The following is a 13742-nucleotide window of genomic DNA, read 5'->3' on the forward strand; positions in this document are numbered from 1 at the left end:
CTATTTTTTTCCTAATTCAACGGCCCTGTCAAATGCTGCATAGGCTGCGTCTTCAATAAGTTGTTTAACATTATTATCGTCCATAGAATCTATGGCTGCTTGTGTGGTTCCGCCTTTTGAGGCCACTTTTTCGATCCACGATTTTGGGGAAATATCATTTTGATTGAAGAGCTCGATGGCACCTTCAAAGGTATTGCTTACGAGTACTTTGGAATCGTAATCTGAAAAGCCCATTTTTAAAGCGGCTTCCAGCATGGATTGCATAAAGTAAAACACATACGCTGGGCCACTGCCAGAGATTCCTGTAGAAGCATCAATGAAATTCTCTGTGTCTACGTGGATGGAAGTCCCCGTTGTATCTAATAAATTCCTCACCATGAGCAATTCAATTTTCGATACGGCTTCACTTTCGGTATAGGAGGTTACCCCTTTGCCCACTTGAGCTGGCAGGTTGGGCATTGTTCTTACTACTTTTCTACGATCTAATTGCTCCTGTATCGTATCTATGGTTACTCCCGCCATCAACGAAACAAAAATTTGTTCGTCGTTGAGCATCGGCTTCATTTTTTCAAATAAATCTTCACTATGAAACGGTTTTACCGCTATAAATACAATGTCGGCTTTGGGCAAGCAATCGTCCAAGTTGTCGTAGACATTAAATTGTGGTTGTTGCCGTAAGGTTTCTATCTTTTTTGGATCTGTGTCAAAAATCCGGAGTTTATGTTTACTGAGCAAAGGCGAACTCGCCATCCCTTCTGCATAGGTCAATCCCATATTTCCTGCTCCAATGACTAATACTTTCATTTCTTAAATTATTGATTATCAATGTTATTTGCCTTATAGGGTGCAAGGACTGTACGGAAGACCGGTTTTTTGAAGTTAATTTTGAAGATTCACTAAATTGATAAATATAGGCGTGTTACATTGCGATTTTGTGAATTTGGATTCGCAATAGGTGTCAAATACTCAAATCCAAAAATAAAGGAGAGGTGACAGCTTGTCGGGAATGCGCAAATTTGTCGGGTTTAGGAGCGTAAAGCGCACAAAAAAACCTCACAAATCTTAAAAGATCAGTGAGGTTTGGTATTTAAAAAATAAAATTAAGGAACTTAATCTTCTTTTTTATCTTCTCTTGGTTTACGATCGTCACGTCTGTCATCACGACCTCTGTTGTCACGAGACCCGCGGTTATCACGACTGTCACGTCCGCCACTTCTACTATCTCTACTATTATCTCTTGGCGGTCTTGCTACGTAACCTTCAGGTTTTTCTAACAAAGCCTTACGAGATACTTTTTCTTTACGGGTTTTAGGATCAACGCCAAAGTATTTCACTTCAAACACATCGCCCATATTAACAACGTCCGACACATTTTCAGTGCGTTCCCATGCCAATTCACTTACGTGTAATAAGGTTTCGTTTCCTGGTGCGTCTAAGTATTCAACCACAGCTCCAAAATCTAACATTTTGATCACCTTTACTTGGTATGAACCGCCAATTGTTGGTTTAAACAATAAGGAATCAATTTTTGTTAACACCGCATCAATACCTTCCTGATTGGTACCTAAAATTTCCACAATACCTTCTTCAGTAATAGGATCTTCATTGATAACAATCGTTGTTTTTGTGGCTTTTTGTAACTCTTGAATTACTTTTCCACCTGGTCCAATTAATGCACCAATAAATTCATTAGGAATGACACGAGTGATCATTTTTGGAGCGTGTGCTTTAACTTCTGCATTCGGTTCAGCAATAGTTTCAACCAATTTCTCAAGAATGTGTAAACGACCGTTACGTGCTTGCTTTAGCGCATTCACTAAAATTTCGTAAGACAATCCTTTTACTTTGATGTCCATTTGACACGCCGTAATACCATCTGCCGTACCTGTAACTTTAAAGTCCATATCACCTAAATGATCTTCATCACCTAAAATATCAGACAATACAGCGTACTTTCCAGAAGCACCATCAGAAATTAATCCCATAGCAATCCCAGAAACAGGTTTCTTTAACTTCACCCCAGCATCCATAAGCGCCATTGTACCGGCACAAACTGTAGCCATTGAAGAAGAACCGTTAGATTCTAATACTTCAGATACGACTCTTACAGTGTAAGGACACTCATCAGGAACCATTCCTTTTAGTGCGCGTTGTGCCAAGTTACCATGACCTACTTCTCTACGAGAGGTACCACGGATTGGTCTTGCTTCACCTGTTGAAAAAGGAGGGAAGTTATAATGTAAATAGAAACGCTCTTCACCTTCAAAAGATGGCATGTCTATTTGGTTAGCTTCTCTAGAAGTACCTAAAGTTACTGTTGCTAACGCTTGAGTTTCGCCACGAGTAAAGATTGCAGAACCGTGTGTAGACGGTAAATAATCTACCTCACACCAAATTGGTCTGATTTCGTCAGTTTGACGACCATCCAAACGCAACCCTTCATTCAAGGTTAAATCGCGAATGGCAGCTTTTTCTGCTTTATAATAATATTTAGAGACCATTCCACCAAAATCAGCTAATTCTTCTTCGCTGAAAGAGGCTTTGATATCTTCTTTAATGGTGTCAAATGCAGCAGTACGCTCATGTTTTGCTGAACCAGCTTTCGCAATAGCATACACTTTATCGTATGCTAAGTCATGAATTTTCTTCGCCAAATCGTCATCTTCTCTTTCTGCAGCGTATTCACGAACCTCTTTCTTACCGAAAGCTTCAGCCAATCTCACTTGCGCAGCACATTGTACTTTAATCGCTTCATGAGCAAATTTAATTGCTTCAGCCATTTCTTCTTCAGAAATTTCATCCATCTCACCTTCAACCATCATTACTGAATCAGCAGAAGCACCAATCATCATGTCAATATCTGACTCTAATAATTGTGCACGGGTTGGGTTGATTACAAATTCGCCATTAATACGACCAACTCTTGCTTCAGAGATTGGGCATTCAAAAGGGAAATCTGACAACTGAATGGCAGCAGAAGCCGCTAATCCAGCCATAGCATCAGGCATCACATCTTCATCATGAGACATCAACTGAATCATCACTTGAGTTTCCGCGTGATAATCTTTAGGGAATAATGGGCGTAACACTCTATCAACTAAACGCATGGTCAAAACTTCGCCATCACTTGGTCTTGCTTCTCTTTTGAAGAACCCTCCTGGATAACGTCCTGACGCAGCAAATTTTTCTCTGTAATCTACAGTCAAGGGTAGAAAATCAACGTCACTTTGTTTGTAATTTGAAACTACTGTACATAATAACATACAGTTTCCAGATTGCACAACAACCGAACCATGGGCTTGTTTAGCCAATTTTCCGGTTTCGATGGAGATTGTACGTCCATCACCAAGGTCAATGACCTCTTTAAAAACTTTTGGAATCATAATTTTTTTAATTCTAATTAAACAATGGTCTCCGCCTTCATATAAGTCGGACAGGGTTGTGTTGTTGTGTAGTGTTGTGTGTTGACCAATGAAAAACCATTTTGTCCCGAACATGCTTCGGGATCTCGCTTCTTTTAATTGTCATTGCGAATCTCACTATTTAATGAGATGTGGCAATCTGTTAAAAAGATCACCACGTCGTTACAATTCTCGGAATGACATGTAACTAAAAATAAAACAAAAAACCACGCTGAAAGGCGTGGTCTTTATTGTGATTATTTTCTTAATCCTAATTCCTTAACAATAGCACGATATCTTAAGACATCTTTCTTAGTTAAATAGTCGAGCAAAGAACGACGCTTTCCTACTAATTTTACTAAAGAACGCTCTGTGTTATAGTCTTTACGATTCTTTTTTAAGTGTCCTGTTAAATGATTGATTCTGTAAGTAAACAGAGCGATTTGCCCTTCTGCAGAACCTGTGTCTTTTGCACCTTTACCGTGTTTGGTAAAGATTTCTTCTTTTTCTTTTTGATCTAAATACATGCTAATATTATTGTAAATGATTGTTATGTACGATTCGGTTTTCGAATCAAGCTGCAAATATAGTAATTATTATATTATGAATCATTGTTGTGCGATAAAGAATCAAGACCCTGCCTCATCGGCAGGCAGGCGCTGTGCTGTTAGAATAAAGAATTAAGACTTGTTTGCAACTAACTGACAAACAACGATTATTTAAACTAAAATCGCACATTCCCTCTCGGTAGAAACAGTTTCTAAAATGCAAGGTCTCATCTCGGAAATCTTCTAATATCCCTTGCTTTAAATGAGTTTGTTAATTTATTATTTATTTTTATCGGACACTAATGATTATGAATTATTGTTGTGTGATAAAGAATCAAGACCCTGCCTCATCGGCAGGCAGGCGCTGCGCTGTTAGAATAAAGAATTAAGACTTGTTTGCAACTAACTGACAAACATCGATCATTTAAATTAAAATCGCACATACGCTCGCGGTAGAAACAGTTTCTAAAATGCAAGGTCTCATTTCGGAAATCTTCTAATATCCCTTGCTTTAAATGAGTTTGTTAATGTATTATTTATTTTTATCGGACACTAATGATTATGAATCATTGTTGTGCGATAAAGAATCAAGACCCTGCCTCATCGGCAGGCAGGCGCTGCGCTGTTAGAATAAAGAATTAAGACTTGTTTGCAACTAACTGACAAACAACGATCATTTAAATTAAAATCGCACATGCGCTCGCGGTAAAAACAGTTTCTAAAATGCAAGGTCTCATTTCGGAAATCTTTTAATGCACCTTGCTTTAAATGAGTTTGTTAATGTACTATTTATTTTTATCGGACACTAATGATTATGTATAATGGTCGATCCCTAATTTTGAGTGCTATTGAATTAGTTTATTGGATACAATTTGTCGCCATTGCGTTAACTATTAAAGGCATAGTTGTCTATTTTTGGGGCTGATCCCTCACTCTCATGCCCTCACATTTAGTAGCTATTAAGCATACCCTTTTTGAAAACATTTTTAACCATGCCCCTAATGGTATAGCTGTAATGGGGTTGGATTTTAGATGGATTAGAGTCAATCAGAGTTTGATGGATCTTTTGGGATATTCTGAAGATGAGTTTTATGCCATGACGTTTCCTGATATCACGCATAAGGATGACATTTATAGTGATAAGGAACAGCTGGGACAATTGTTAAACGGTACTATTCAGAGGTATCAAATAGAGAAACGTTATTTCCATAAAACAGGTAAATTAATTTGGGTCATCTTATCAGTCTCCTTGGAGATTTCCGAAAATGGGGTGCCACTTTATTTCGTAATTCAAACAAATGATGTGACACGGCAAAGGGAAATGCTGATTCAGATGACTGCTTTTACCACGATTGCCAATATTCAAAATGAACGGTTGAAAGATTTTGCACACATTGCTACTCATGACCTCAGAACCCATCTTGGCAATTTAGGAGTGATCACTGATTTTATGCAAGAGGATTTACCTGGGATAGCGCAAAATGATAATTTTATGATGCTTAGGGAAGCTTTGTCGCAATTGGAAAGCACTATCACGGATCTTAATGAGGTCAGAAATTCTGATTTTGGGGCGCAAGAACAAACGCTCAATCTAAATTTAAGGGAATTTGTAGACAATTCCATTTATAATATAAACGCCATTGCCTTACATCAAAAATGCCACATTATTAACCAGGTCAGTGACTCTTTTAATGTGTTGGGGATTCCGGTATATTTAAATAGTATCATTTTAAACTTGTTAACCAACGCTATAAAATACAGTTCTAAAGAGCGTTCCTCATACGTACAGTTGTCCAGTAAGATTGTGGACGATTTTGTTGTTCTGGAGGTTAGTGATAATGGTTTGGGGATTAACATGGAGGCGCATCGGCATGAGCTGTTCCAGTTTCAGAAAACTTTCCATCAAAGTGCAGATTCGAGGGGCATAGGCTTATTTATCACCAAAAATCACGTGGAGAGTATGGGAGGGCAGATAACGGTTGAAAGTCGGGTAAATGTGGGCACTACTTTTAGAGTGTTTTTCAGAAAAGCTCCTCCAAAAGGTAGAGGTTTACATAAAAAAAAGCCACACGCTCTAGAACATGAATAAGAATTCTAGAGGGTATGGCTGAAACTATAGTCTTGAACTTTTAATTAAGCTCTTAACGGTTGATTGGTAATTAAATCAATGTATTGATTGATTTTATGCTTTAAATCTTTACGTTCTGTAATAAAATCCAAAAAGCCGTGTTCCAATAAAAACTCTGCGGTTTGGAAATCTTCCGGTAATTCCTGTCCCGTAGTATCTCTTACCACGCGCGGCCCAGCAAATCCAATCAGCGCTCCAGGTTCACTAATGTTGATATCACCTAACATGGCAAAAGAAGCTGTTGTTCCACCTGTAGTGGGATCGGTACATAGGGAAATGTATGGGATTCCTGCATCAGTCAATTGGGCCAATTTAGCCGATGTTTTGGCTAACTGCATCAAGGATAAAGCGGCTTCTTGCATTCGCGCTCCGCCAGATTTTGAAATGATAATGTAAGGCAGTTTCTTCTTTAAGGCATACTCTCCTGCACGGGCTATCTTTTCTCCCACAACGCTTCCCATAGACCCACCAATAAAGGCAAAATCCATACAGGCTACAACGATATTTTTTCCTTTCGATTTTCCGACAGCACAACGCACGGCATCTTTAAGGCCAGTCTTTTCTTCCGCCGCTCTTAAACGGTCTGGATATTTTTTGGTGTCCTCAAACTTTAAAGGGTCTTTGGACGCTAAATTTGCATCCAATTCGATGAAGATGTTATCATCAAATAATATTTGAAAATATTCTTTACTCCCAATCCTAACATGGTAGCCATCTTCAGGACTCACAAAGAAATTTTTCTCTAATTCTTCAGTATCTATAATTTTACCCGTTGGAGATTTGTACCACAAGCCTTTTGGCGTGTCTTTTTTCTCCTCAGTAGTGGTGGTGATTCCTTTAGTTTTTCTTTTAAACCAAGACATATTGATGTATGATTTTATAGTTTTACAAACGCAAAACTTTTATGATTACAACTCTAATTACTGCAGCTTCTTTAACGTGATAAGTTCAAAAAATGAGCTAAAACGACAGCGCAAAGTTATAAAGTATTTACGTTATTTAAATCTTCAAATGCCTTTTTTAATCGATCGACAAAAGTTTCTTCACCTTTTCTTAGCCAAACACGTGGGTCATAGTACTTTTTGTTTGGAGAATCTTCTCCATCCGGACTTCCAATTTGAGCTTTAAGGTAGGCTTCTTTATCTGAAAAATAATCGCGAATACCACTCATAAATGCATATTGCATATCGGTATCAATATTCATTTTTATCACTCCGTAACCAATAGCTTCTCTTATCTCTTCAACACTAGATCCAGATCCACCGTGGAATACAAAATCGATGTGGTTGTGAGGTAAGCCATGTTTTTTAGATAAAAATTCTTGAGAATTTTTAAGAATTTTAGGAGTCAGTTTTACGTTTCCAGGTTTGTAAACACCGTGTACATTTCCAAACGCTGCAGCAATCGTGAATTGGTCACTGATTTTACTAAGCTCTTCGTAAGCGTAAGCAACTTCTTCTGGCTGGGTGTATAATTTAGAATCATCAACATCAGTATTGTCTACACCATCTTCTTCACCTCCGGTAATTCCTAGTTCAATTTCTAAAGTCATCCCCATTTTGCTCATGCGCTTAAGGTATTCCTTACAAATTTCAATGTTCTCTTCAATGGGTTCTTCAGAGAGATCAATCATATGTGAACTGTATAACGGCTTACCAGTTTCTTCAAAATGTTTTTCGCTGGCATCTAAAAGTCCGTCAATCCAAGGCAATAATTTTTTCGCACAATGGTCCGTATGTAAAATTACAGGTACGCCATAAGCTTCTGCCATTAAGTGTACATGTTTTGCGCCGGCCACGGCACCTGCAATAGCTGCTTTTTGCCCGTCATTGCTCAAACTTTTTCCTGCGTTAAATACTGCACCCCCGTTGGAGAATTGAATGATTACTGGCGCATTTAACGCTGCTGCCGTTTCTAAAACACCATTGATGGTGTTGGATCCGATAACATTGACTGCTGGTAAAGCAAAACTTTTTTCTTTTGCCAGTTTAAAAATAGCCTGTACCTCTTTGCCTGTAGCAACTCCTGGTTTTATGTTGTGACTCATAATGTTTTAGTTGTTTAATTAGTTTCAAAAATAATGAAATTAAAGCTAAATAAGGGCTTCGAGACGGGTGTTTTTTGTAAAGATGCCACATTTACCCTGCCGAAATCCTTGTAGTAAAAAGCAGAGGCTGCAACGGTATCACAAATGGCTTGGATACAAGTTAAATGTCTACTTTCATACGATAGATAACCAAAAACGGCAATCGATGTATTGCAATAAAATAACCTCTATAAAACAGTTATACTAAGAATTTTTTAGAAAGGATAGTTGATACCGATATTGTACACGGCATTGTTGAAGTTGTAATCTTTAAACCAGCGGTCGCCCACATTGTAGGAGGGGTCATAAGTTTTAAAACCGATATCGCCCCGCAACACAAAAAAGCTGAAATCATAGCGCAAGCCAAACCCTGAACCTACTGCTATATCTTTTAAGGAAGATAAACCATCAAAGGTTTGGGCCTCATCCGTCACGTTGTCAAATACGTTCCAGATGTTTCCCGCGTCCACAAAAAAGGCACCAAATAAAGATCCGAACAAGTTAAACCGTTGCTCCACGCTGAAATGTAGCTTTAAGTTAGCTTCGTTAAACTCGTTGGTCGATTTTAAACTTCCTGGGCCCAAGTTGTAGGCGGTCCATGCGCGGTTGTCATTGGGTCCTCCTGCAAAGAAGCTTTTAGAAAATGGAATGTTTTCTGAATTGCCATAAGGCACGGCAATCCCAAAATAACTTCGCACCGCAAAAACGCTTCTTTTGCCCAAATCCCAATATTTGACATAATCAAACTCAGTCTTGGTGTATTGTGAAAACGCCACGCCAAAAATATCGTAACGGTCATTGTCATTTTTAGGAGCGCCCGTAAGATTGCCAATTGTGGCTAAAATATTTCCGGCAAATTCCACTCTAAATCTGATGATGGAGAAGTCATTATCGAAAATATTTACTCTTTTATTTTTGATATAATTGAAACTGGAAGAAATGATAAGGTTGTTTTCTGTCAATCTTGTTTTGCGCTGGTCAATATTACTGATGGTTTTATAATCTTCATCAATTGGCGATAGCGCTGTGCCCTGACTCAGCACATCTCTAATAAATTGATTGGCACCATTGGGAATGCTTAAATCTTGCGTTCGATCAATATATTGAATGTCCTTAGCAATAGTATTCAGACTGCTAAAGGAATTTTGATACACTCCAAAATAGTTGTCTACGTTTAGGTTTTTTACAAACTGCGCACTAATAAGATCGAGCGTATTGGTAACCCGCTGATTAGGATACCAATTGTAGCTTAAATTTCCGGTAAAGGTTTGCTTGTCCAACCCGATGTTGCGCTGACTGGTGGCAGAGGTAAGAATTCTGGTGCTTGGCGACATGTACTTAGGGATGACTTTGTCTGTATTAACAGGGAAAAATAACCGCGGAATTGTGAGCTTTACCGTCGCCCCAATTTCCGTAATGTCAAAAAAGGCATCTTTTGAATTTTTAGCGTCCTTGGATGCGCCAATAGAGCTTAGTCCCGAAACCTCCAAGGTTTCTGCGCCTCTAAAAACATTTCGCATCAAAAGGCCGCCACTAAAAGCAAAACCTATGGTTTGGATATTACTTTGTGAGACTTCCGCATTAAAATTGAGTCCGAATTTTTTCTTCGGTATGAGATAAATGTTTGTAGTTAACGTGGTGTCTTTATCGTTTTCTATATATTCAATATTAGGATATTTAAATGTGCGCAATTCACTTAAATGTCGGTAGGTACGGGTACGGTTAATATCTTTAAAAATTCCGCCTTTTGTTATAAAAACAGCATCTGTTAAAGCTTTAGCTCGGTATTTTGATTTCCCGTAACTGTAAATATGAAAGCCTTTGTAATTGATGGTATCTGTGGGCGCCACATCTTTATTTTGATAGGTGTCATCTGTAAAGATGTTCACATCTTTAATTTTGTAGATTTTAAAGGGCGTGACTTCTATGGAATCGTCGTAGCGGATGGTTCTATTTTGCACGATGATATCCGTATTGACTTTTTTATTGGTGCCTATGGTATCAATCTCAAACGTGATATAATCCTGCGCAAAGTGGAACAAACCTGAGTTACGCAATTCAGTGGTCATCCGATCGCGTTCATTGGTCAAGTTACTTTCCTTAAATTGTTCTCCTTTTACAAGTAAAGAATTCTTTTTAATGCTTTTATAAAGTGTATCGATGACCGGCGAATAAATTTTGGTTCTGATCGAATCTAAATAATACGGATCACCCGTGTTGACGTAATAATTTATTTCACCTTTTTGGGTGTCTGTAGTGTCCACTTTATAAGACGCATCAGCATTAAACCATCCATTTTTGTAATAATAGGTTTTTAAATTTGTGGTCGATTTCTCCGCTCGGGTAGGTTTGATAATAACTGGTGGCTCGCCGGTAGTTTTAAGCCAACTATTAAATGTGCTCTTGGAGTTGATTAGCGCCTCGTATTGTTTTAAGGATAAAAAGTTTTTCAGACCAGTTTTAGGATCATTAGAATTTCGATATTTGGCATCCAGTATCGAATCTATATTTGGTCTGGCTAGGTTGTAAATGTGCAATCGGATAGGCGTTCCTAACAGCGGAAACCTCCCGTTTGGTTTCTGATAGAGCAAATTATTGAGTGCATCCGTATTGTTTTTTTTATCGTTGACGTAAACGGTGTTGTCCATCAGCAATAATTCGTCACTGCTAAGGCGTTTTACGGCATTGCAGGAGGACAACATTAGGATTAGTGTTGTAATAAATGATATTTTTGCTACCTTAAGTTTCAAAGAGAAATTGACATAAGTGTTGATGAGTCCAAATTTACTGTTTTTATGGATGGTAAAACAAACATTGCATAAATCCTTGACACGATTTAATAACGTCACAAAAGTAAATAGATTTTGATGTTGACCAAGAATCAAATAAAATTAATTACGAGCCTCGCACAGAAAAAACAACGCTCAAAACATCAGTTATTTACTGTGGAAGGTGTAAAAGCTGTAGAGGAATTTTTAAAATCCTCCTATATCTTAGAGCATCTGTATGCGACGACCGACAATTTTGAGGTGAACCCTGAACGTTTTAGCCTGATCACAGCCGCTGAACTGAAAAAAATTAGCGGATTGACCACCGCTCAAGAAGTGCTGGCCGTTTTCAAAATTCCAAACCCCAAAAGCGTGTCTACAGAGCGATTGATTGTCGCTTTAGATGCCGTACGCGACCCTGGGAATTTAGGCACTATCATTAGACTTTGCGATTGGTTTGGTGTGGAACATATCGTCTGTAGTGATACGACGGTAGATTGCTTTAATCCTAAGGTGGTGCAAGCCACTATGGGCTCATTAACCCGAGTACATGTGCATTATCTGGATTTGCCAGCGTTTTTAGAAAATACTAAGGTTCCAAAGTTTGGAGCATTTATGGATGGTGCGAACGTTTACGACATAAAATTGCCAAAAAATGGGATCCTGATTATGGGGAATGAAGGCAGTGGCATATCTCCTGAAATTGAAGAATTGATATCAGAGCGCTTGAGTATCCCCAGTTACAGCGTACACCAATCGACTGAAAGTTTGAACGTGGCCACAGCGACGGCAATTTTGTTAAGTGAGTTTAGGAGGAGGGGTTAGGAGTGGGGAGTTAGGAGTGAGGAGTGAGGAGTTGGGAGTGAGGAGTGAGGAGTGAGGAGTGAGGTTTGCTTATAATGATTTAGTCTTATTGGCGCTTTTTTATAGAAAATTACGTCAAATTTTGGCTGAATGTTTTAGAATCATTAGTGTCCGATAAAAATAAATAATAAATTAACAAACTCATTTAAAGCAAGGGACATTAGAAGATTTCCGAAATGAGTCTTTGCATTTTAGAAACTATTTCTACCGAAAGCGCATGTGCGATTTTAATTTAAATGATCGTTGTTTGTCAGTTAGTTGCAAACAAGTCTTAATTCTTTATTCTAACAGCGCAGCGGTCTTGATTCTTTATCGGACAACAATGTTTTAGAATAAATTATTTTACAACAATCAACAATCCACAATCAACAATCCTCCCGTAACGAACAGGCACGTTCAGCCTGGTCACCAATCCCTATTGGAAGGTGAAGTTTATAAATACCCCACGGGTTTGCATTTTATCAATACTGCCTGTCCAAGGACTATTTGGATCCTTATCTTTCACCAATTCATCGTTAATGGCGAATACACCTCTGATAGAAGGTGTAAACTTAAACCACTCCAAGTAAAAGTCAATCCCGAAGCCTAATTCGTAAAAAAGCATCCCCTTTTTAGTGCGGAATTCTCCAACAGTATTGTCTTCAGGGTTGTCTTCATTACTCGACAAGTTTAAAGCGGTAGAAAATCCACCAACCAAAAAGGGCTTAAAGTTGTTCAGACGTTTTGTAGATACTTTTAATAATAAAGGAAAGTGGAGATAGGTCGATTTCACTTCACGGAATGCATCGCCTGGTTTAAACGTATTTGTAATAAAATAGTTATGCTGCGTAAAAATATTGTTTTCATTGCTGTATTCCAGATTTCTACGGGTAATGTAAAGTCCAGGTTCAAATCGCAAGTTTAAATACTCATTGATCCGCATATCACCAACCAGACCCACATTAAAGCCAATGGTGGTTTCGACTGCAATATCTGGCCTTTTTGCCTGAGCCGCGTCATATTGAAATTTAAAATCGTAACTATTGAATCCTAAATAATACCCCCAAGTCAGAAAATCTTTGTCAAAATTCTCTTGATTGGCAACCTTTTCTTTGGTGAATAATTGTGCTGACGCTGAGGTATATATCAAGGTCAACATGATAATGAGGACTGTTTTTTTCATGGTAATGAGTTCCGAATTCAAATGGAGGTTATAACTTTGTAGCCTTGTAAATAGTGGCAACGCCTAAGGTTTGAGGTAAATCCTCAACATTACTAAACCCAATTTGTCTTAAAATATTGTTTAAAGCTTGACCATAAGGAAAAACAGATGCAGACTCGCTGAGATAGGAATAGGCAGAACGGTCTTTTGAAAAGACTTTTCCAATAGTTGGCAAAATGTATTTTGAATACAATTTATACCCTTGTTTGAATGGCGATTTTGTAGGGACCGACGTTTCTAAAATCACAAATGTGCCATGAGGCTTTAAAACTCGTAAAATTTCCGAAAGTCCTTTTTCTAAGTTTTCAAAATTCCGAACGCCGAAAGCCACGGTTATCGCATCAAAACTATCATCATCAAACGGGAGGTTTTCAGAATCGCCCAGGGTCATTTTAATCTTGTCACTTAAATGTTTAGCGGCAATTTTTTTCCTGCCAACTTCAAGCATGCCATCACTGATGTCCAATCCAATAATTTCTTCGGCCTCTGTTTCGGCTAAATTTATGGCCAAATCTCCTGTGCCGGTAGCAATATCCAAGATCCGTTTGGCTTTGGATTGCGCCACGATGTCAACCACTTTTTTACGCCACTTCACATCAATTCCAAAAGAAATGACCCGGTTTAATCCGTCGTATTCTTTAGAAATATTGTCGAACATTTGGGCGACTTGTTCCTTCTTATTCAACTGACTGTCCTTGTACGGCTTTACTTTTTCTGACATACCACTATTTTTGGCAAAATTACAT

General features: G+C 38.3%; 10 protein-coding genes. 2 read left to right on the forward strand and 8 right to left on the reverse strand.

Going from position 1 to position 13742, the window contains the following annotated elements:
• The 3 genes from proC to rpsO all read right to left on the reverse strand — a co-directional run bounded on the left by proC (position 1) and on the right by rpsO (position 3928).
• A complete protein-coding gene (proC, locus tag ES711_RS05110; RefSeq protein ID WP_146890912.1) occupies positions 1 to 804 on the reverse strand; it encodes a pyrroline-5-carboxylate reductase in 804 nt (267 codons plus the stop codon).
• 305 nt (positions 805 to 1109) lie between these two features.
• Positions 1110 to 3383: a polyribonucleotide nucleotidyltransferase gene (locus ES711_RS05115; RefSeq protein ID WP_146890915.1), complete on the reverse strand. Its 2274-nt coding sequence runs from the start codon at positions 3381 to 3383 to the stop codon at positions 1110 to 1112.
• 275 nt (positions 3384 to 3658) lie between these two features.
• Entirely contained in the window at positions 3659 to 3928 is a 270-nt protein-coding gene (gene rpsO / locus ES711_RS05120; protein WP_146890918.1) for a 30S ribosomal protein S15, read from the reverse strand.
• Positions 3929 to 4886: 958 nt separating this feature from the next.
• Between rpsO and ES711_RS05125 the strand changes: the two genes are divergently transcribed.
• Positions 4887 to 6038, forward strand: coding sequence for a sensor histidine kinase (locus ES711_RS05125; RefSeq protein WP_146890921.1), 1152 nt, complete (start codon positions 4887 to 4889; stop codon positions 6036 to 6038).
• Positions 6039 to 6082: 44 nt separating this feature from the next.
• Here the strand turns inward: ES711_RS05125 and accD are convergent, their stop codons facing one another.
• The 3 genes from accD to tamL form a co-directional block, all read right to left on the reverse strand.
• Positions 6083 to 6940: an acetyl-CoA carboxylase, carboxyltransferase subunit beta gene (gene accD / locus ES711_RS05130; RefSeq protein ID WP_146890923.1), complete on the reverse strand. Its 858-nt coding sequence runs from the start codon at positions 6938 to 6940 to the stop codon at positions 6083 to 6085.
• 116 nt (positions 6941 to 7056) lie between these two features.
• Positions 7057 to 8124: a class II fructose-bisphosphate aldolase gene (gene fbaA, locus ES711_RS05135; RefSeq protein ID WP_146890926.1), complete on the reverse strand. Its 1068-nt coding sequence runs from the start codon at positions 8122 to 8124 to the stop codon at positions 7057 to 7059.
• Between the two features lie 254 nt (positions 8125 to 8378).
• Positions 8379 to 11012 (reverse strand): translocation and assembly module lipoprotein TamL, encoded by a 2634-nt coding sequence (gene tamL, locus ES711_RS05140; RefSeq protein ID WP_317129857.1) that lies wholly within the window; start codon positions 11010 to 11012, stop codon positions 8379 to 8381.
• 18 nt (positions 11013 to 11030) lie between these two features.
• Between tamL and ES711_RS05145 the strand changes: the two genes are divergently transcribed.
• Positions 11031 to 11756: a TrmH family RNA methyltransferase gene (locus ES711_RS05145; protein ID WP_146890929.1), complete on the forward strand. Its 726-nt coding sequence runs from the start codon at positions 11031 to 11033 to the stop codon at positions 11754 to 11756.
• Between the two features lie 454 nt (positions 11757 to 12210).
• Here ES711_RS05145 and porT read toward each other — a convergent pair whose 3' ends face one another.
• Complete coding sequence (porT, locus tag ES711_RS05150) at positions 12211 to 12957, reverse strand: type IX secretion/gliding motility protein PorT/SprT (RefSeq protein WP_146890932.1); 747 nt, start codon at positions 12955 to 12957, stop codon at positions 12211 to 12213.
• Positions 12958 to 12985: 28 nt separating this feature from the next.
• Entirely contained in the window at positions 12986 to 13717 is a 732-nt protein-coding gene (gene ubiE / locus ES711_RS05155; RefSeq protein ID WP_146890935.1) for a bifunctional demethylmenaquinone methyltransferase/2-methoxy-6-polyprenyl-1,4-benzoquinol methylase UbiE, read from the reverse strand.
• Between the last annotated feature and the right edge of the window lie 25 nt (positions 13718 to 13742).

It is taken from the genome of Gelidibacter salicanalis (genome assembly GCF_007997285.1).
GTDB lineage: Bacteria > Bacteroidota > Bacteroidia > Flavobacteriales > Flavobacteriaceae > Gelidibacter > Gelidibacter salicanalis.